Source organism: Kitasatospora sp. NBC_01560 (genome assembly GCF_045208415.1).
Taxonomy (GTDB): domain Bacteria; phylum Actinomycetota; class Actinomycetes; order Streptomycetales; family Streptomycetaceae; genus Kitasatospora.
Map to the genome: position 1 here is coordinate 2,761,429 of NZ_CP109364.1, position 18,543 is coordinate 2,779,971.

The following is an 18,543-nucleotide window of genomic DNA, read 5'->3' on the forward strand; positions in this document are numbered from 1 at the left end:
AACGGGGCGGCACGTTCGCCGGCAGACGTGGGGCCGCCGGGCCGTGAGGGTGGGTCAACAGGTGGGCCGGGTAGGCGCAGCGCGCGCTACTCGCGTAGAAAAGGGCACGGGAGCCGGGAACCGCCCCCCGCAGCGCTCAAGATACGCGCGTAGAAAATGACGCGACAAGACCCCGGCGGTTAACAATCGGTACGGCCCCCCGACCCGTCCGGGGGGAAGGCCGCGGCGGTGTGATCCCCGCTACAGACTCGGCGTCACCGCCCCGCCCCGGGCCGGGTTTTCCGGCCGGACGGGTGCTCCCGCGGCACCCCGGCCCGCGGCCGGTGTCACGCGCGGCACGGCCACCCGCCGCCGGGGACCGCCGGACGAGCCGGAGGGCCTGGGACCGCCGGACGACTTGGGCCCTCTCTAGAGCCAGCCCCGCTGAGAGGCCTTCAGGCCCGCCTCGAACCGGCTGGCCGCCTCCAGGCGGTCCATCAGCCCGGCCATCTGCCGGCGGACCGTCCGGACCGATACGCCGAGCCGCTTGGCCGCCGCGTCGTCGGTGAGCCCGGTGGAGAGCAGCCGGAGCAGCTCGCGCTCGCCGGCGCTCAGGCCCGTCCCGGGCTCCTCGGGCCGGTCCGCGCCGAGCGGCACGGCCGTCTCCCAGGTCTGCTCGAACAGCGCCACCAGCGAGGCGACGATCCCCGGCTCCTCGGTGCAGAGCGCGCCGGCCCGGGTGTTCTCCGGGTCGATCGGCACCACGGCGGTGAACCCGTCGAAGACCAGCATCCGGGGCGGCAGCACCGGGGCGGTCCGCACCCGGCCGCCGAGACCGGTCATCCACTGCGCGTACCCGAAGGTCTCCGGGTCGTTGCGGACGCTGTCCTGGTAGAGGGTCCGCAGGGTCACCCCGCGCACCAGCGCGTCCTCGTCCAGCGGCCGGGAGGCGGCCAGGCTGGCGGGGGACTGCGCGCCGCCGGGCATCACCGCCAGGCACTCGCCGGTCAGCCGGGCGGTCAGCACCTCCAGCTTGGCCTGGATGGCATCCAGCCCGACCAGCCGCTCGCCGCCGTCCACCAGGGTGCTCGCGCGCAGCGTCGCGTACTCGGCGACGGCCCGCGCCACCGCGGCCTTGGACACGGCCAACTCCTGCTGACGACGCGCGAGTTCCTCCTCCTGGCGGCGGAGCAGCAGCTCCAGCCCGCGCTCCGGGCTGACCGGCCAGAGCGCACCGGGGCGCTCCCGGGAGGCGCGCAGCAGGGTGAGGTCGGCGAGCCGGTCGAGGGTCTCGCGGACGGTGGGTTCGGGCAGCCCGAGGCGCTCGCAGAGTTCGGTGACACCGCCCTCGGGATCGGTCAGCATCTCGCGGTAGACCGCCTCGGCGGTGGCGTCCAGCCCCAGCAGTTCCAGCACTTCACCGACCCCTGAATCCATGAGTCAATCGATCCGTCGTCGCCCGGCCGCCGTCACGGGGCACGGGCTCGCGCCACGGCCGTGACGGGGAGTGTCCGAGCCGTCCGCCGGGGTCGATCCTGCCGCCGTGGCGGCGGCGCCACAAGGGCATGATCCGGTCAAGCGGCCGGTCGCGGACGGGGCAGCGGGGCACCGGGCGGGCCGCCCGGGCCGGGCGCCGCGCACGGGCGGGCGGCACGGACGGCCGGGGCGCCCGGTTGCAGGATGCTGCCTGTCCTGTTGCTGCCGGGGCGAACGCTCCCACCACCGGGCCCGGACCGGGAGAATCCCCCCTACCGCTCCCCTCGCTACCGTGCCCGCACGCACGCGGCGGCACCGCGCGCACCACCGCCCTGAGCCCGAACCGCCCTGCACAGAACAGGACCCGCCGTGCCCAAGACCGTCCGGCTGCTCGCTGCCGCCGCCCTCGCGCTCACCCTCGCCACCGCCGCCGCACCGGCCGCCACCGCGGCGTCCGCCGCCCCGGCCCGGGCCGCCGCCGCGGACGGCACCACCGACCCCGGCGGCATCGGCTGGGACACCGCGACCAGCGGGACCACCCGGGCCTCCGGCCCGATCGGCTGGGACGTCGCGGCGGTCCGCGGCCCGGGCATCGGCTGGGACTGACCTCGCGGACTGACCTCGCGGCGTTCGCCGTCCGGGTGACCCTGCGGGACACGTCCCCGCCGGGCCGCCCGGCGACGCGGGAGCGGCCGGGCGACCCGGCGCGCGATCAGGGGGCGCGGGCCCGGGCGACGGCCCGGAGCACGGAGGCGCCCGTGCCGTGCCGACGGGCACCGGCACGGTGTGGCCGTCCGCGCACCCGACCGCGGAGTCGCGGAGCGGCGTGCGCCGGCGCCGGCCGACGGCGTCCCGGCGGCCGAGCCGGGTCGGGCACCTGAGCGTTCCGGTGGTCGAAACTTTGGCCGATTCCCGTCGATCGGCCGGCAGTCACCGCCGAACGTACCCGCCGCCGCAGCGTGACCGCCCCGCCGTCGCGGCGGGGCTGCCGTCGCCGCCCACCCGCACAGCGCCCCCGTCGGCGCACCGGGCCGCTCCCGCCGTCGCGGCCGCGGCTGCCGCGGCGGGGTCGCCGTACTGCGGGCACGGTCGTCGTCGCCGTCGGCGCGGCCGTGCCGGAACGGGAAGGGCCGGCCGGTCCGGGGGGGTGTCCCCGGGCCGGCCGGCCCTCGCGTCCGTGCGGCGGCGCTACTCGCCCTTGGCGGCCGCGTACTCGCCCTTGGCACCGGCGGCCAGCCCGGCCGACCACTTCTCCTCGACGTTGCCGAGCTTCCAGTAGGCGATCGCCGCCGCCCAGGTGAGCACGAAGAGGCCGACGATGGCGTAGCCGACGAAGTTGAGGTCCAGCTCGCCGATCCAGGCGACCGGGCCGCTGGTGACGTCCAGCTTCTCGCCGAGCAGGCCGATCAGCTCGATCGAGCCGATCACCAGGGCGACCAGCACCGAGAGGCCGGTGACGGTCAGGTTGTAGTAGATCTTCCGGACCGGCTTGGAGAACGCCCACTCGTAGGCGAAGTTCATGAACGAGCCGTCGATGGTGTCCAGCAGGCTCATGCCCGCCGCGAACAGGACGGGCAGCACCAGCAGGGCGTACCAGGGCAGCTGGAAGGCGGCCGCGCCGCCCGCCAGGACCAGCAGCGAGACCTCGGTCGCGGTGTCGAAGCCGAGGCCGAACAGCAGGCCGACCGGGTACATGTGCCACGGCTTGGTGACGGCCCGGGTGACCCGGCCCAGGATGCGGTTCATCAGACCGCGCTTCTCCAGCTGGGCCTCCAGCTCGGCCTCGTCGTACTCGCCCTCCCGCATCTTGCGGAACACCTTGAGGATGCCGTTGAAGGCGCCCAGGTTGATCAGGCCGAGCAGGAGCAGGAACGTCCCGGAGACGGTGACGCCGATCAGGCCGGTGGTCTCGTGCAGGGTGGAGTCGTCCGACTCGACCTGCCCGGCGAGCGACTTGATCCCGAAGGCCAGCAGGGCGCAGAGCCCGAAGACGATCGAGGAGTGGCCCAGCGAGAACCAGAAGCCGACCGAGAGCGGCCGCTTGCCCTGGCCCATCAGCTTGCGGGTGGTGTTGTCGATGGCTGCGATGTGGTCCGCGTCGAAGGCGTGCCGCATGCCGAGGGTGTAGGCGGTGAGGCCCATGCCGGCCCCGAAGACCTGGCCGCCCACGTCGTACTGCTCGGGCTCGACGACGGCGATCAGGGTGACCCAGCCGATGACGTGCAGGGCGAGGATGAAGCCGCCCATGCCGGCCAGGCGGATCCACTCCTCACGGGTGAGCCGGTCTCGCCATCTGACGGCGGAGGCACCTGCGGCGGGGCTGGACATCGTGTCGTCCTTTCGGGGGAGCGTGCGGAGCTGGGTCATCTTCCCCTGACCTGCGAAGTACTTGCAAGGTATTCGCAAGTACGGATCGACAGCAGGCCGAAGATCGTCATGCTCCGTACAAACTGCTGTAACCTCCCGAGCCTTGCTGCCGCCGACGCTACGCGCGGATACTCACGTTCTACGCGCGAATAATCGGGCGCCGAAACCTCAACTCCCCACGGAGGAACGGCATATGATCCGCATTCGAACGGCTGCCGCGTCGGCCGCCGCGGCCCTCCTCGCGGCCGGCCTCGCCCCGGCCGCCTCGGCCGCCGCCACCGCCCCCACCACCGTGAGTGCGCCCCCGGCGCGCTCCGCCGCGGTGAGCGCCACCCCGCACCGCGTACTTTTCGACAACAGCAAGGCCGAGACCGCCGGCAACGCCGACTGGATCATCTCCACCGCCCAGCCGGACCCGCTCGCCCAGAACGCCAACCCCAGCACCGAGAAGAGCTGGACGGGCGCCCTCTCCGCCTGGGGCGTCGCCCTGCAGAAGACCGGCCAGTACAGCCTGAAGACCCTCCCGGCCGGCTCCACCATCAGCTACGGCACCGGCGCCGCCCTCGACCTCGCCAACTTCGACACCTTCGTGATCCCCGAGCCGAACACCCGCTTCAGCTCCGCCGAGAAGTCCGCGATCATCCGCTTCGTCCAGAACGGCGGCGGGCTCTTCCTCATCTCGGACCACAACCAGAGCGACCGCAACAACGACGGCTGGGACTCCCCCAAGATCATCAACGACCTGCTCACCAACAACGGGGTGAACAACAACGACCCCTTCGGCTTCTCGGTCGACCTGCTCAACATCTCCACCGACAACCCGCGCGCGGTCAACGACGCCGCCAACCCGGTGCTGCACGGCCCCTTCGGCACCGTCACCGGCTCGATCCTGCGCTCCGGCACCACCTTCACCCTCAAGCCCGCCGACAACCCGTCGGTCAAGGGCCTGCTCTACCGCACCGGCTACAGCGGCAGCACCGGCGCGTTCTTCGTCACCAGCAGCTACGGCACCGGCCGGGTCGCGATCTGGGGCGACAGCTCGCCCGCCGACGACGGCACCGGACAGTCCGGCAACACGCTCTACAACGGCTGGGACGACCCGGCGGGCACCAACGCCGCCCTCGCGCTCAACGCCACCGCCTGGCTCAGCAAGGCGTAGCACCCGCAGCACCCGCACCACTCGCAGTACGCGCAGCATCCGCAGTACGCGCGTCGTCGCACGCCCCGGCCGGACCACCCGCGCCGACGGGTGCGCCGCCCCGCCCCACCGCTCCTCCCCGTTCCTCCCCGCCCCGCCGGGAAGCCGCCCACCGGGAAGCCGCCTGCCGAGAGGGCTCCCACCAGGAAATCGGCGGCGTCCTCACCTAGGGTCGGAATGCTGACGCCCGCGGCGCGGGCGGGCCCCCGGGCCCGCCCCGCTCCGCGGCCCGGGCCCGGCGGGCACCCCCCGCCGACGGGGACTCGATCGGAGCGGCCATGCCCTCGTACCCCTACCGCACCACCCGCGAGGACGTGCGCGTCCCGCTGTCCGACGGCACCGCGCTGTACGCCCGGCTCTGGCGCCCGGTGGCCGAGGAGGCCGTCCCCGCAGTGCTGGAGTACTCCGCCGGCCGGCTCACCGACTGGACGTCCGACGAGGACGCCCGCCGCCACCCCTGGTACGCCGGACACGGTTACGCCGCCGTCCGGGTCGACCGGCGCGGCCACGGCAACTCCGGCGGCACGCCCGACGAGGCCGACGAACTCGCGGACGGGGCGGAGCTGCTCGGCTGGCTCGCCGACCGGCCCTGGTGCAACGGCCGGATCGGCCTGCTCGGCACCGGCGCCGCCGGCGCCACCGCCCTGCGGCTGGCCGCCCACGCCCCCGGCACCGTCCACGCCGTGGTCACCGCCTGCCCCGAGGGCGGCCTGCGCTCCGGCGGCGCCGTGCTCGCCGCCGAGCTGCACGCCCGCGCCACCGCCCGGCTCGCCGACGCGGCCCGCCCGCCGGACCCGCAGTACCTCGGCGACGACTGGCAGGCCCTGTGGCAGGCCCGGCTGGCCGCACTGGAGCCGGTGTTCCCCGCCTGGCTCGGCGACGCCCCGCCCGTGGGCCCGCCCGCGACGGCCGCCGTCCCCACCCTGGCCGTCGCCGGCTGGGGGGATCCTTCCTGCTCGTTCCTGCTCGACCTGCTCGCCTCCGGCCCCGCCCCGGTCCGCGCCGTCCTCGGCCCCTGGCCGCACGGCCTGCCCGACGAGGTCCTCCCCGAGACGCTCCGCTGGTGGGACCACTGGCTCCGGGACATCGACGCCGGCGCGCTCAGGGCCCCCGTCCTGCGCAGCTGGATCAGCACCCGCTGGACCGGGGAGGAGGCCTGGCCCTCCCCCGACGTCCGGGACATCCACTACGGTCTCGACGGCCCGCTGCGCACCGCCGGCACCGCCTCCGACGACCGCTTCGTGCAGGTCACCTCGCCCCAGCACACCGGCCTCAACGCCGGCGCGTACGTGCCGCTCGGCCGCGCCGCCGACCGCCCGCCCGACCAGCGCGAGGAGGACGGGCGCTCGGTCTGCTTCGACTCCCTGCCGCTGCCCGAACCGCTCGAACTGCTCGGTGCCCCGTCCCTCCTACTCCGGCTGCGCCCCGCCACCGCCACCGCCACCGCCACCGCCACCGCCACCGCCACCGGGCTGATCGTCGCCCGGCTCTGCGACGTCGCCCCCGACGGCACCTCCACGCTGGTCACCCGCGGCGCCCTGGTCACGCCCGGCCCGGCCGTCGACGCCACGGTCGGCCTCGCCGCCGCCGGGCACACCGTCCCGGCCGGCCACCGGCTCCGGCTCGCCCTCTCCTCCACCTACTGGCCGTGGCTCTGGCCCGACCCGGAGCCGGCCGGCTTCGGCCTCGACCCCTCGCACAGCACGCTCGCCCTCCCCGTCCGCCACCTGGCGGCCGACTCCGGCGCCGACCCGGTCACCTTCGCCGCGCCCACCCTCCCGCTCCCGCCCCCCGTCCACGCCACCGAGCCGCTCACCGCCCGCCCCGAACGCCTGACCGTCCACGACATCGCCCGCCACGAGTGGCGCACCGAGCTCTCCCCCGCCACCGACGGCAGCCTCACCCACCCCGACGGGCTGGTCCGCGACGAGCACACCGTCACCGCCTACCGCGTCCTCGCCGCGGCCCCCACCAGCGCCCAGGCCCGGACGGACCGCACCGTCCGCCTCGAACGCCCCGGGATCGGCTGGGACGTCACCGTCCACACCCGCACCGAACTCCGCTGCACCTCCACGCACTTCCTGGCCCGCACCCGGCTGACCGCCCTCGAAGCGGGCAACGCCGTCCTCAGCCGCGAGTGGGAGCACCGGATCCCCCGGAACGCCCCGTAGGCCGGACCGCACAGCTCCTCACATATTTTCTTATATCTTTTGCGCCAAGCCATAGTCATGTTTATATACGCCCATGAAGACCCTGGGCCTGATCGGCGGCATGAGCTGGGAGTCCACCGCCGAGTACTACCGCACCCTCAACCAGCTCACCCGCGAACGGCTCGGCGGGCTGCACTCCGCCCGACTGGTGCTCTACTCGGTCGACTTCGCCACCGTCGAACGGCTCCAGGCCGAGGGCCGCTGGGCCGAGGCGGGCGAGCTCCTCGCCGGTGCGGCCCGCTCGCTGGAGGCCGCCGGCGCCGACCTGCTCCTCCTCTGCACCAACACCATGCACAAGGTGGCCGACCGGATCGAGGCGGCCGTCGGCGTCCCCCTGCTCCACCTCGCCGACGCGACCGCCGACGCCGTCCGGGCCGCCGGCCTGCGCAGGGTCGGCCTGCTCGGCACCGCCTTCACCATGGAGCAGGACTTCTACCGGGGCCGGCTGGCGGCGAACGGGCTCGACGTCCTGGTGCCCGACGCGGACGGCCGCGCCCTCGTCCACCGGGTGATCTACGAGGAGCTCTGCCTCGGCGTGGTCCGCGAGGAGTCCCGGGCCGGGTACCGGCGGGTGATCGAGGAGCTGGTCGCCGCCGGCGCCGAGGGCGTGATCCTCGGCTGCACCGAGATCGAGCTGCTGGTCGGCGCGGCCGACAGCCCCGTCCCGCTCTTCCCGACCGCCCGCCTGCACGCCGAGGCGGCCGTCGCCGCGGCGCTCGCGGACGACGGCCGGTAGGCCCCGCGCCGCCGTCCCCGGTGCGGCGGCGCGGGGGCGGCGGGCTCAGGAACGCCAGGAGGGAGCCGTGACGATCGCCTTGAGCTGGTCGACGCTCAGGGCCGGTGTACCGGGCCGGGCCGTGTAGCCGTTCTCACCGTTCTGCTCGGAGAGGATCACCTGCCGCCCGGCAGACACTGCTGACGTTCGACGACCCCGACCCGCGGTTCCGCACCCACCAGCACCTGTTCGTGGACCACCGCCCCTGGCGGCCCGGCTGCCTGGACCGCCTGCTGCGGGCGGTCGCCGACGACGCCGTGGCGGACGTCGTCATCGCCGACACCGACTTCCGGCGCCTCCACCACCCCTACGACGGCGGCGCCGACGTCCTGCTCACGAGCACGGAGGAACGCGACCGCCTCCGCGCCCGGCACACCGGCCGGCGCTCCCGGCACCCGGACGGACTCTGACCGGCGCGACCGGTCACGAGCCGCCGGACCGTCCGCGCCGGGTGACCGCGCCGGTGATCGCCCCGTCGTCGTCCCCGCACGTACGACGGCCGCCCGGAGCTGGTCCCCGGGCGGCCGTCGTCGGTACTACCGAACTGCCGTCAGCTGGTCTGGATCGAGGTGTCGTCGATCACGAAGCTGGTCTGCAGCGAGGAGTCCTCGGTGCCGGCGAACTTCAGGGTGACCGTCTGGCCGGCGTAGGCCGAGAGGTCGAAGGTGCGGAGCTGGTAGCCGGCGGCCGCGTCCACGTTGGAGTAGGTCTTCAGCGCGGTGCCGTTGACCGTGACGGCCAGCTTGTCGTAGACCGTGGAGCCGGTCTCGGCGGTGTCGATGTGCAGGTAGAAGCTGAGCGAGGCCTTGCAGCCGGCCGGGATGCTGACGGTCTGCGAGAGGTTGTCCGAGTGGGTGGAGCCGTAGCCGTTCAGCCAGGACTTCCAGGTGCCGCCGTGCGCGGCCTGGGAGGCGCTGTTGTCGACGACGCCGCTGGTGGCCGTCCACGGGGCGGCGGTGCCGGTCTCGAAGCCCGCGTTGCCGAGCAGCTGGGCCGGGGTGCAGCTGCCGCCGCCGCCCGAGACGGTCCAGGTGAAGCTCGCCGTGCCGGTCTTGTTGGCGGCGTCCGTCGCGGTGACGGTCACGTTGTACGTGCCGGCCGTGGTCGCGGTGCCGGTGATCTTGCCGGCGGAGCTGATCGACAGGCCGGTCGGCAGGCCGGTGGCCGTGAAGGTCAGCGGAGCCGTGCCACCGCTCGCCGCGATCTGCAGGTTGACCGCACCGTTCAGCGCGGTGCTCTGGTTGCCCGGGCTCGTGACGGTGACGGCGCCGCTGCCGGCCGGCTTGGTGAGCAGGCAGCCGGCGACGTTGAGGTCGATGACGCGGCCGGTGCCGAGGCAGGTGGTGAACCAGTACGTCTCCTCACCGTAGCTCTGGCCCTTGGTGACGGTGGTGGTGCCGTCGGCCGCCACCTCGCACGGGTTGTTGAGCGTGCACATCGCACCGTCGTCGTTGCCGGTGTTGTTGATGCCGACGATCTTCTTCGTGGCGGCGTCGACGATCGGCGAGCCGGAGGTGCCGTGCGTGGTGTTGCAGCCGGCGCTGTAGCGGAGCGAGTCGTGCCACGTCCACTCGTCCTCGCGCAGGGTGGGGACGAACCCGTTGATGGAGCAGTTCCACGTCTGCTTCCAGTACGACGACGGTATGAACATCGACGAGCCGTCGACCGGGTGGGTGTCGCTGATGGTGAGGGCCGTCGCGCCGAACTTGCTGGTGATCGACCCGTAGGTGTCGGTCAGCTGGTACAGGGCGACGTCGGTGCCGGTCATGGTCGCGTACAGCACCTTGTCCGCCTGGACGGTGCCGAGCGAGGAGCCCGACGCGCTGAGCAGCGTGCCGCTGCGGCTGGCGCTCTGGTTCTGGATGACCACACCGGACGACGGCATCGTCGGCAGGCAGTGCCCGTTGGTGAGCATCAGGGCCCGGTCGGCGTCGACCGAGGAGGGGTAACGCACCAGCGAGGCCGAGCAGTTGCTCAGCGCGATGGTGGAGGTCAGATCGCCGGCCTGGACCGCCTGTGCGGGCGTGGCGGCCAGGGTCAACCCGCCTGCGACGACCGCGCTTGCGCCGACGAGGGCGGCAAGTCTCTTGAACATGGCTCTCCTTGTGGGGGATTGCGGGGCGTACGACCGGTCGCGGACGCCCGCGCCGCACGAAAGTGCCATGACCACTTCAATGCGTCAACCGTGCCGACGGAACTCGTTCTCGTGATTCCGCCCTCAGTTCGGGCCGTGCCGGGTGGGCCGGCCCACCCGGCACGGCACAAGTGCACTGGCTGGAAAGGCAGTTGGCGGAGCAGCGGGATGCCATTCGACGCCCGCCCGGCCGGGGCGCAGGCCCGGCACCGGGTGTCCGCGACGCCGCAGCCGCACCCCTCGCGGGCCCGCACACCGCCCCCCCACCCGCACCCATCACCATCACCCTTGACTGCGAAGCACTTTGTCATGCCGTCAGCTCTTGACTGCCAGGTACTTTGCGTTGCAAAGTCGATGCGGGCGGTGCGCCGGGGAGCGCCCACCGCCCTTCTCCGCGCCGACCGGGCGCGACCACCAGGGGGTAGCTCATGGAAACAACCGATCCGGGCACGGCAGCGGGCACGGAGGACCCGACGGAGGCCGCCGACCTGCTGACCCGCACGGCGGCGCTCCGGGCCGGGGCCCGCGCCCGGCTCGACGGTTCGGGCGTCCCGCTGCTGGGCTTCGGCCTGCTCTCGCTGGCGGCCGTGCCGTTCGCCCGGCAGGCCTTCAACTTCGGCTCCGACGGGCGCGACGTCGAGTCCTACGCCACCTTCGCCTACGCCGAGCTGACCGGCCTCTGCGTCCCCCACGCGCCGGACGCGCCGTGCCAGGTGGGCGAGTTCGACGGATCCGTGCTTCGCTTCGCCGCCTGGGGCATCTGGTTCGCGCTGATCCCGCTGGCCTGGCTCGCGCTGGCCCGCTGGTTCCGGGTGCGCGGCGAGGAGCGCGGGATCGTGCCCCGCCGCGGCGCCTGGGTCGGCGGGGCCCTCGGCGCCACCGCGGTGGTCGTCATCGTCGTGCCGGCCCTGCTGTTCCTCCGGCGCCAGCCCTTCACCGCCACCGTGCTGGAGAACCGCTACGCCTCGCCCTGGTACGCGGTCGGCGTCGGGCTGCTCGCGCTCGGGCTGGTCGAACGCAGCCGGATCGCCGTGGCCGCCGCGCTCGCCCACGTCGCTCTGCTCTCCGCCTACCTCGCGGCGCCCTGGGGCAGCAGCTGGACCCCGTGGCCGGTCCCCGGCGACGGCGCCTGGGCCGACGGTCCGCAGCTGAAGGCGCTCCTGCTGGCGGCGGTGCTGCTGGCCGCCGGGCTGGCGCAGCGGAGGGTCGCCCGCCGCCGGGCTGCCGCGACCGCGGGCCGGTCGGGTACCGTCACCCCCGCCCGCCCCGCGTGAGCGGCCCCGCCCCGTCCCGCGCCCGGGACGTCACCCGCTCCCCCGCGAGCGGGAGGTACCCCTGCCGCCGGCCCGAGCCGGCGGCCCCCACGGAGGAAGCCGGATGAGCGTTGCGGACCTGCCCGCGGACCAGGGCGGCGAACGGCCGGCGGGCCCCGACGACCCGGCGGGCGCCGACGACCCGCATCCGACGCTGGAGCTGGACGACACCGTCCACCAGCGGGTGCGGCTCGGAGTCCTGACCGTCGCCCGCGAGGCCGAGCGGGTCGAGTTCGCCTTCCTCAAGGCCCGGCTCGGAGTCACCGACGGCAACCTCTCCCGCCACCTCAAGGTGCTGGAGGACTCGGGCCTGATCGTGGTGGTGAAGGGCTACGCAGGCCGCCGCCCCCGGACCTGGGTCACGCTGACCGCACAGGGGGCCGCGGCCCTGGAGCGCGAGCTGCGGGCCCTGCGCGCGCTCGTCCGGCAGCTCGACTCGTACCCGCCACGGGCGCCGGCCCCGGAGGCGTGACCCCGGCACCGGCGGGGCCGGCCCCAACCGGGAGGACCGGGGCCGGCCCCGACCGCCGAACGCTACGGCTGCGGGAACTTGTCCTCGTCCACGTCGCTGGTCTTGGCGTTCCCGCCGACCGACGGCTGGAGGGTGATCGACCAGGAGGTGTAGGTGCGGCCGGTCTCGAAGGCCATGGTGTCGTCGAACTTGCTGAAGTCGCAGTTCTGGGTGAACGCCTTGAGCGAGGCGTCCCAGTCGACGCCGCCGGAGAAGAAGACCTCGTAGGTGCCGTCCTCGATGCCCTCGACGGACGCCTTCTTGCCCTTCCCGACGTAGACCGAGTGGACCGACTTGCCGTCCTTGGCGAGCGAGACCACGGCGTCGGAGCTGCCGCCGTTGTCGACGTTGAGCACGCCCGAGCCCCTCAGGCGGCCCTCCCGGACCATCGTGCCGCTCTCCAGGGTGCGGGTCTGGAGCTGCGGGGTCTGCGGGACGGCGAAGGTGGTCGGATAGCCGGCCGCGGTCATCAGGGCGAGGGCCGGGGGCACCGCCTTCAGGCCCTCGGAGAGGCCGACCTCGGCGAAGGCCGCGGTGGTGGCGCAGACGCTCTTCGCCCTGATGTCGCTGCGCACCTTGGTCAGGTCGGTGGAGAGCTGGCCCAGTGCCACCACCAGCTGCCGCCGGGCGGTGCTGACGCCGGCCGGCTCGTCGGCGAGGCCGAGGCCGCTGCCGGCCGTGGAGGCGGCGGTGGCGGCCTCCTGGAGCGCGGTGGCGAAGGCGTCCAGGCCCGCGGCGACGTTGAGCTTGCCGAGCGCGGCGCTGACCGGGTCGATGTAGCCGGTGAGCACCGGGCCGTACGGTGGCTTGGTCTTGGTCGGGGTGGGGGTCGGCGTCGGTGTGCGCGTCGGGCTGGGCGACGCGGTCGCGGTGACCGTCTCGGTCTTCCCCGAGCCGAGGTCGTAGCCGGACCCCCCGCCCGAGCACGCCGCCAGCAGCAGCGCGGTGCCGACCGCCAGGCCGGCCTTGATGCAGGACTTCATGCCGCTCCCCCGGTGTGATCTCCGTGATCTCCCGTGCACGCTCGGTGCACTGCCCCACCGCACATGATCCCGAGCCTTCGGGACACGGTCAACAGGGCGCACAAGAGGCGTACGGAGGTCCGGGCGGGCGCGCAAGGGGGCGCACGGCGCCGGGGGTGCGGTCAACTACGATCGGCGGGTGCTCAGGCTTACAGGACTCCCCCTCCAGATCATCGCCTCCCTCCTCGCGATCGGCGTGTTCGCCGCCACGATGTGGCTCTGGCCGAGACTCGGCGGCCGGACGTGGAAGGCCTGGCTCGGGCGGATCGGCGCGTTCCTCGCCGCCCAGCTCTCCGTCCTGATCGCGATGGGCCTGATCGCCAACGGGTACTTCGGCTTCTACAGCTCCTGGACCGACCTGCTCGGCACCAACGGCGGCCTGGGCACGGTCGTCGACCACCAGCCGAACGCGGCCGTCGCCGTCACCGGCGAGCAGAAGTTCTACGCCGAACAGGGCTCGAACCCCGAGCGGGTCGGCCTGATCCACGACGTCTCCGTCAAAGGAGCCGCCAGCGGTCTGAGCACCGACGGCTTCGTCTACCTGCCGCCGCAGTACTTCCAGCCGGAGTACGCGCAGCGGAAGTTCCCGATGGCACTGGTGCTGGCCGGCTACCCCGGCACGCCGGAGAAGCTGATCTCGCTGATGCAGTACCCGGCCTCCGCCCTCCAGGCGATCGACCAGAAGAAGCTGCCGCCGACCATCCTGGTGATGATGCGTCCGACCCTGGTCAACAACCGGGACACCGAGTGCGTGGACGTCCCGAACGGCCCGCAGGTGGAGACCTTCTTCACCAGTGACCTGCCCAAGGCGCTCGCCACCACGTACCGGCTCGGCACCGACCCGTCCAACCGGGCGGTGATCGGCAACTCGACCGGCGGCTACTGCGCACTCAAGTTCGCCCTGCGCAAGCCGGACTCCTACCGGGCCGCCGTCTCGCTCTCCGGCTACTACACCGCCCCGATCGACGAGACCACCGGGGACCTCTTCGCCGGCAACGGACAGCTCAAGCAGGAGAACGACCTGCTGTGGCGGCTGCACAACAAGCCGGCCGAGCCGGTCTCGCTGCTGCTCGGCACCGCGTACGACGAGAACAACTACGGCGCCACCCAGGACATGGTGAAGTCCTTCAAGGCGCCCACCAGCCTCTCCACCATCACGCTGGACACCGGCGGGCACAACTTCCACACCTGGACCAGGGAGATCCCGCCGGCCCTGGAGTGGCTGGGCAAGCACCTGACGATGCCCCAGGCCGCCTGACCCCCGGACAGCCTGCACCCCGGGCGGCCCGGCTCCCACCCGGGGAGCCCTGCCGGGGGCGCCCCCGGCAGGGCTCCCCGGCACCGTCCGCAGCAGATCACAGACCCCTCACAGCCGGGTCTCACGCTCCTCTCAGCCGCACCGCCGAGCGTATGGTCCATGACCACGACCAGCTTCCCCCCAGCGGCCGGCGAGCCGTGGCCCGAGGCCGCGCACTACCCGCCGCCGGAGGTGCCGCAGCCGGCCCCTGACGCACCCTCGGACGCGACCCCGCCGGCCGGAGCGCTCTTCCCGGAGTTCGCGCTGCCGCCCACCGGCCCCAAGGGCCCGGCGTCCTGGGCCGGGCGGCTGCGCACGCTGCCGGCCCGCACGCTGCGCGGCCGCGCCGACGACCCGCGCTGGGTGCGGCCCGCCCTGCTGGCACTGCTGGCCGCGACCGCCCTGCTCTACCTCTGGGGTCTGAGCGCCTCCGGCTGGGCCAACTCCTTCTACTCGGCGGCCGTGCAGGCCGGCAGCCAGAGCTGGAAGGCCTTCTTCTACGGCTCCTCCGACGCCGGGAACTTCATCACCGTCGACAAGCCCCCGCTGTCGCTCTGGCCGATGGCACTGGCCGCCCGGGTCTTCGGCCTCTCCTCCTGGTCGGTGCTGGCCCCGCAGGCGCTGATGGCGGTCGCCACCGTCGCCACCCTGTACGCGACGGTGCGCCGCCGCTTCTCGCCGCTCGCCGGCCTGCTGGCGGGCGCCGCACTGGCGCTGACCCCGGTGGCGGTGCTGATGTTCCGCTTCAACAACCCGGACGCCCTGCTGGTGCTGCTGCTGACGCTGGCCGCCTACGGGCTGGTGCGGGCGATCGAGGCGGCCGGCACCCGGTGGCTGGTGTTCACCGGCGTGATGCTCGGGCTGGCCTTCCTCACCAAGACCCTCCAGGCCTTCCTCGTGCTGCCCGCCTTCGCGCTGGTCTACCTGGTCGCCGCGCCCACCGGCCTCTGGCGGCGGGTGCGGCAGCTGCTGGCCGCGGGGCTGGCCATGGTGGTCGCGGGCGGCTGGTGGGTCGCGATCGTCGAGCTGGTGCCCGCCTCGGCCCGGCCCTACATCGGCGGCTCGCAGGACAACAGCTTCCTCTCGCTCACCTTCGGCTACAACGGCTTCGGCCGGCTCAACGGCAACGAGACCGGCAGCGTGGGCGGTGGTGGCAGGCTCCCCGCCGGGATGGAGGGCGCGCCCGGCGGCGGCCGGGCGATGGGCGGCTGGGGCGACACCGGCATCACCCGGATGTTCGACGGGGACATCGGCGGTCAGATCGCCTGGCTGCTGCCGGCCGCACTGATCCTGCTGCTGACCGGCCTCTGGGCGACCCGCCGCCACCCCCGGACGGACACCGCGCGTGCGGCGTTCCTGGTCTGGGGCGGCTGGCTCCTCTCCACGGCGCTGACCTTCAGCTTCATGTCCGGCATCTTCCACCAGTACTACACGGTGGCGCTGGCCCCGGCCGTCGCGGCGCTGGTCGGCATGGGCGTGGACGGGCTCTGGCGGGCCCGGCACCGGCTGCCGTACGCGGCGGTGCTGGCCGCCACCCTGGCCGTGACGGCCGGCTGGGCGTACGTCCTGCTCGGGCGGAGCACGGGCTTCGTGCCGTGGCTGCGCGGGACGGTGCTCGTCGGCGGGCTGCTGGCCGCGGTGGCACTGGCGGCCGTGCCGCTGGCCGCACGGTTCGCGCGGAACGTCTCCGGCCGGGTCACCGGCCGGCTCGCCACCGTGGCGGGCGCGGTGGGCCTGGCGGCGGCGCTCGGCGGCCCGGCGGCGTACGCGGTGGACACCGTGAACACGCCGCACACCGGCTCGATCGTCACGGCCGGCCCCGCCGTCGAGGGCGGCCGCGGCATGGGCCCGGGCGGGATGCGCGGGATGCCGCCCGGTGGCGACGGCAGGTTCTTCATCAACGGGCAGCAGGTCACGCCCGGCCAGGGCGGCGCTCCGGGCGGGATGCCGGGCGGCGGCACCGGCGGCGTTCCGGGCGGTGGCACCGGCGGCGTTCCGGGCGGCGGCACGAACGGCAATGCCAACGGTGGGATGCCGGGCAACGGCACCGGCGGCACCGGAACGGACGGCCGCGGCGGCCGCGGCGGGTTCGGCGGCGCGGCGGGCGGTGGCGCCCCCGGCGGCATGGGCGGTCTGCTGAACGGCGCCCGGGTGGGCGACGAAGCCGCCGCCGCCCTGAAGCAGGACGCCGACCGCTACACCTGGGCCGCCGCGACCAGCGGCTCGCAGAACGCCGCGAGCTACCAACTCGCCTCCGGCGTACCGGTGATGGCCCTCGGCGGGTTCAACGGAACGGACCCGTCGCTCACCCTGGCCGGCTTCCAGCAGTACGTGCAGGAGGGCCGGATCCACTGGTTCGTCGGCGGCGAGTCCCGCACGGCGGGCGGGCCCGGGGCCGGCGGCGGGGCCCAGGAGTCGCTGACCGCCCAGATCGAGGAGTGGGTGAAGAGCCGCTACACGGCCAGGACGGTGGGCACGGCGACGTTCTACGACCTGACGCAGACGCCCGGTTCCTGAGGAACGCCGGAGGGGCGCACCGCGGTCCGTCCGCGCTGCGCCCCTCCGGCGGTCCCTGTCCCTCCGTCGGCCCGGGCCGGTGAACCGGGCCGGGTCAGTCCGTCGGGCAGCGCGTCCCGGCGGCCGGCACCGTCCCGTCGGTCAGGAACGCGTGGACGGCCGTCCGGATGCACGCGCTCTTGCCGTACGCGGTGTGGCCCTCGCCCTCGCGGGTGAGCAGGACGGCGTTGCCGAGCTGGGCGGTGAGCTTCTCGGCCCAGGCGTAGGGCGTCGCCGGGTCGCCGGTGCTGCCGACGACGACGATCGGGGCCGCGGCGGCGGACTTGACCGGGTGCGGCTGCTCGGCGGAGCGGAACGGCCAGATCCGGCAGTCCGGGTCGAACAGGGCCATCGTGGGTTCGTGCTTGCTGACCAGCGGGGCGTTCGCGGCGAGCTCGCCGAGGGCGGCCTGCAGCTGGTCGCCGGTGGGTGCACCGGTGGCGCCGTCGGCGCAGTGGATGGCGACGTAGGCGTCGGCGGAGGTGCCGTAGTGGCCTTCGTCGTCGCGGCCGTTGTAGCCGTCGGCGAGGTCGAGCAGGTAGTCGCCCTTGCCCCGCTGCATGGCCCAGGCGAGGACGTTGCGCAGGTTGGTCCAGGACTTCTCGCCGCCGTAGAGGTTGCTGAGCACGCCCGTCCAGGCCGCGTTGGCGGTGACGGTGCGGCCCTTGGCCGTGGTGAGCGGCTTCTCCTTGAGGCCGTCGAGGAAGTCGGCGAGCTTCTGCGCGGCCTTGTCCCGGTCCTTGCCGAGCGGGCACGGGTCCTTGCCGACGCAGTCCGCGGCGAACGCCTTGAACGCCCGCTCGAATCCGGCCTGCTGCTCGATGTTGTGCTGGACGAGCGAGGTGGACGGGTCGGTGGCGCCGTCCAGGACGAGCCGGCCCACCCGGTCCGGGAACTCCTCGGTGTAGAGGCTGCCGAGGTAGGTGCCGTAGGAGAGGCCGAGGTAGTTGAGCTTCGGGTCGCCGAGGGCGCCGCGCAGGACGTCCATGTCGCGGGCGGTGTTCCGGGTGCTGACGAAGGGCAGCACCTTGGCGTACTTGGCCTGGCAGCCGTCGGCCAGCAGCCTGCCGTGCTCGGCGCCCGGCTCGTCGGTGGTGACCCAGCCGTCGCGGGCCTTGTCGTCCAGGCAGTTCAGCGGGCTGGTGCCGCGGACGCCGCGCGGGTCGAAGCCGACGATGTCGAAGCGGTCGTGCAGCGGGCCGTCGTAGTCCTTCTGGCCGCGCTGGACCATGCCGACGCCGGATCCGCCGGGCCCGCCGGGGTTGACCAGCAGGGAGCCGATCCGGCCGTCCGGCTTGGCGGCGGGGATCCGCGAGAGCGCCACGTCCAGGGTGTCCCCGCCCGGGTTCGCGTAGTCCAGCGGGACCTTGAGGGTGGCGCACTGGACGGCGGACTCGTCGGTCTTCGTGGTGGCCGGGTCGTCGGCGCAGGCCGCCCAGGCGATCTGCTGGCCGTAGAACGGCTGGAGCGCCGGGTCGGCCGCGCCGGTGGGCTTCGGCGTCGGGGTGGGCGGAGTGGTCAGAGCGGTCGGCGACGCGCTGGGCGTGGCCGGGGTGGCGGCGGGCGACGGCGTGCCGGAGGCCGCGTCGGTGGACCCGCCGGAGCCGGTGCAGCCGGCCAGCAGGGCGGCGGCGACGGCGGCGGGCAGGACGCCTCGTGATAACCGGGTGATCATTGAATGCACCGCACACGAATATCACCCGGT

Annotated in this window: 14 protein-coding genes and 1 pseudogene; 9 read left to right on the forward strand and 6 right to left on the reverse strand. The window is 74.0% G+C overall.

Annotated elements, in window-relative coordinates; genetic code table 11:
- Nucleotides 1–408 precede the first annotated feature (408 nt).
- The gene (locus OH807_RS11765) at nt 409–1,416 is read right to left on the reverse strand and encodes a LuxR C-terminal-related transcriptional regulator (RefSeq protein ID WP_406197308.1); all 1,008 of its coding nucleotides are present in this window, start codon (nt 1,414–1,416) and stop codon (nt 409–411) included.
- Between the two features lie 408 nt (nt 1,417–1,824).
- Between OH807_RS11765 and OH807_RS11770 the strand changes: the two genes are divergently transcribed.
- Nucleotides 1,825–2,061 carry a hypothetical protein gene (locus tag OH807_RS11770; protein WP_406197310.1) on the forward strand — a complete coding sequence of 79 codons (237 nt, stop codon included), beginning with the start codon at nt 1,825–1,827 and terminating at the stop codon, nt 2,059–2,061.
- Nucleotides 2,062–2,643: 582 nt separating this feature from the next.
- Here OH807_RS11770 and OH807_RS11775 read toward each other — a convergent pair.
- Nucleotides 2,644–3,783, reverse strand: a complete 1,140-nt coding sequence (locus tag OH807_RS11775) for a HoxN/HupN/NixA family nickel/cobalt transporter (RefSeq protein ID WP_406197312.1) — start codon at nt 3,781–3,783, stop codon at nt 2,644–2,646.
- Between the two features lie 232 nt (nt 3,784–4,015).
- Between OH807_RS11775 and OH807_RS11780 the strand changes: the two are divergent.
- The 3 genes and pseudogenes from OH807_RS11780 to OH807_RS11790 form a co-directional block, all read left to right on the forward strand.
- Nucleotides 4,016–4,978, forward strand: a pseudogene (locus OH807_RS11780) (hydrolase); the annotation flags it as partial.
- A gap of 320 nt (nt 4,979–5,298) precedes the next feature.
- The gene (locus OH807_RS11785; protein ID WP_406197314.1) at nt 5,299–7,191 is read left to right on the forward strand and encodes a CocE/NonD family hydrolase; all 1,893 of its coding nucleotides are present in this window, start codon (nt 5,299–5,301) and stop codon (nt 7,189–7,191) included.
- 73 nt (nt 7,192–7,264) lie between these two features.
- Nucleotides 7,265–7,966 (forward strand): aspartate/glutamate racemase family protein, encoded by a 702-nt coding sequence (locus tag OH807_RS11790; protein ID WP_406197317.1) that lies wholly within the window; start codon nt 7,265–7,267, stop codon nt 7,964–7,966.
- 45 nt (nt 7,967–8,011) lie between these two features.
- Here the strand turns inward: OH807_RS11790 and OH807_RS11795 are convergent, their stop codons facing one another.
- The gene (locus OH807_RS11795) at nt 8,012–8,143 is read right to left on the reverse strand and encodes a hypothetical protein (RefSeq protein ID WP_406197319.1); all 132 of its coding nucleotides are present in this window, start codon (nt 8,141–8,143) and stop codon (nt 8,012–8,014) included.
- Between the two features lie 53 nt (nt 8,144–8,196).
- Here OH807_RS11795 and OH807_RS11800 point away from each other — a divergent pair, with 53 nt between their 5' ends.
- On the forward strand, nt 8,197–8,415 hold the full coding sequence (locus OH807_RS11800) for a hypothetical protein (RefSeq protein WP_406197320.1): 219 nt from the start codon (nt 8,197–8,199) through the stop codon (nt 8,413–8,415).
- A gap of 140 nt (nt 8,416–8,555) precedes the next feature.
- Here OH807_RS11800 and OH807_RS11805 read toward each other — a convergent pair whose 3' ends face one another.
- Entirely contained in the window at nt 8,556–10,100 is a 1,545-nt protein-coding gene (locus tag OH807_RS11805; RefSeq protein ID WP_406197322.1) for a putative Ig domain-containing protein, read from the reverse strand.
- Between the two features lie 467 nt (nt 10,101–10,567).
- Between OH807_RS11805 and OH807_RS11810 the strand changes: the two genes are divergently transcribed.
- Together OH807_RS11810 and OH807_RS11815 are read left to right on the forward strand one after the other, a co-directional pair.
- On the forward strand, nt 10,568–11,413 hold the full coding sequence (locus OH807_RS11810; protein ID WP_406197324.1) for a hypothetical protein: 846 nt from the start codon (nt 10,568–10,570) through the stop codon (nt 11,411–11,413).
- A 103-nt stretch (nt 11,414–11,516) separates the two neighbouring features.
- On the forward strand, nt 11,517–11,924 hold the full coding sequence (locus OH807_RS11815; protein ID WP_406197326.1) for a winged helix-turn-helix domain-containing protein: 408 nt from the start codon (nt 11,517–11,519) through the stop codon (nt 11,922–11,924).
- Nucleotides 11,925–11,986: 62 nt separating this feature from the next.
- Here the strand turns inward: OH807_RS11815 and OH807_RS11820 are convergent, their stop codons facing one another.
- Nucleotides 11,987–12,946, reverse strand: coding sequence for a hypothetical protein (locus tag OH807_RS11820; protein ID WP_406197329.1), 960 nt, complete (start codon nt 12,944–12,946; stop codon nt 11,987–11,989).
- Between the two features lie 178 nt (nt 12,947–13,124).
- On the opposite strand from OH807_RS11820, the gene OH807_RS11825 reads away from it, so the two are divergent.
- The gene (locus OH807_RS11825; protein WP_406197330.1) at nt 13,125–14,243 is read left to right on the forward strand and encodes an alpha/beta hydrolase; all 1,119 of its coding nucleotides are present in this window, start codon (nt 13,125–13,127) and stop codon (nt 14,241–14,243) included.
- Between the two features lie 159 nt (nt 14,244–14,402).
- Entirely contained in the window at nt 14,403–16,799 is a 2,397-nt protein-coding gene (locus OH807_RS11830; RefSeq protein ID WP_406197332.1) for an ArnT family glycosyltransferase, read from the forward strand.
- 94 nt (nt 16,800–16,893) lie between these two features.
- On the opposite strand, the gene OH807_RS11835 is transcribed toward OH807_RS11830, so the two are convergent.
- Nucleotides 16,894–18,513 carry an alpha/beta hydrolase gene (locus tag OH807_RS11835; RefSeq protein ID WP_406210914.1) on the reverse strand — a complete coding sequence of 540 codons (1,620 nt, stop codon included), beginning with the start codon at nt 18,511–18,513 and terminating at the stop codon, nt 16,894–16,896.
- Nucleotides 18,514–18,543 lie beyond the last annotated feature (30 nt).

Coding starts and splice junctions, on each gene's coding strand:
- OH807_RS11790 (WP_406197317.1), top strand. CDS start 7,265: ATGAAGACCCTGGGCCTGATCGGCGGCATGAGCTGGGAGTCCACCGCC.
- OH807_RS11820 (WP_406197329.1), bottom strand. CDS start 12,946: ATGAAGTCCTGCATCAAGGCCGGCCTGGCGGTCGGCACCGCGCTGCTG.
- OH807_RS11765 (WP_406197308.1), bottom strand. CDS start 1,416: ATGGATTCAGGGGTCGGTGAAGTGCTGGAACTGCTGGGGCTGGACGCC.
- OH807_RS11810 (WP_406197324.1), top strand. CDS start 10,568: ATGGAAACAACCGATCCGGGCACGGCAGCGGGCACGGAGGACCCGACG.
- OH807_RS11815 (WP_406197326.1), top strand. CDS start 11,517: ATGAGCGTTGCGGACCTGCCCGCGGACCAGGGCGGCGAACGGCCGGCG.
- OH807_RS11835 (WP_406210914.1), bottom strand. CDS start 18,513: ATGATCACCCGGTTATCACGAGGCGTCCTGCCCGCCGCCGTCGCCGCC.
- OH807_RS11830 (WP_406197332.1), top strand. CDS start 14,403: ATGACCACGACCAGCTTCCCCCCAGCGGCCGGCGAGCCGTGGCCCGAG.
- OH807_RS11775 (WP_406197312.1), bottom strand. CDS start 3,783: ATGTCCAGCCCCGCCGCAGGTGCCTCCGCCGTCAGATGGCGAGACCGG.
- OH807_RS11785 (WP_406197314.1), top strand. CDS start 5,299: ATGCCCTCGTACCCCTACCGCACCACCCGCGAGGACGTGCGCGTCCCG.
- OH807_RS11805 (WP_406197322.1), bottom strand. CDS start 10,100: ATGTTCAAGAGACTTGCCGCCCTCGTCGGCGCAAGCGCGGTCGTCGCA.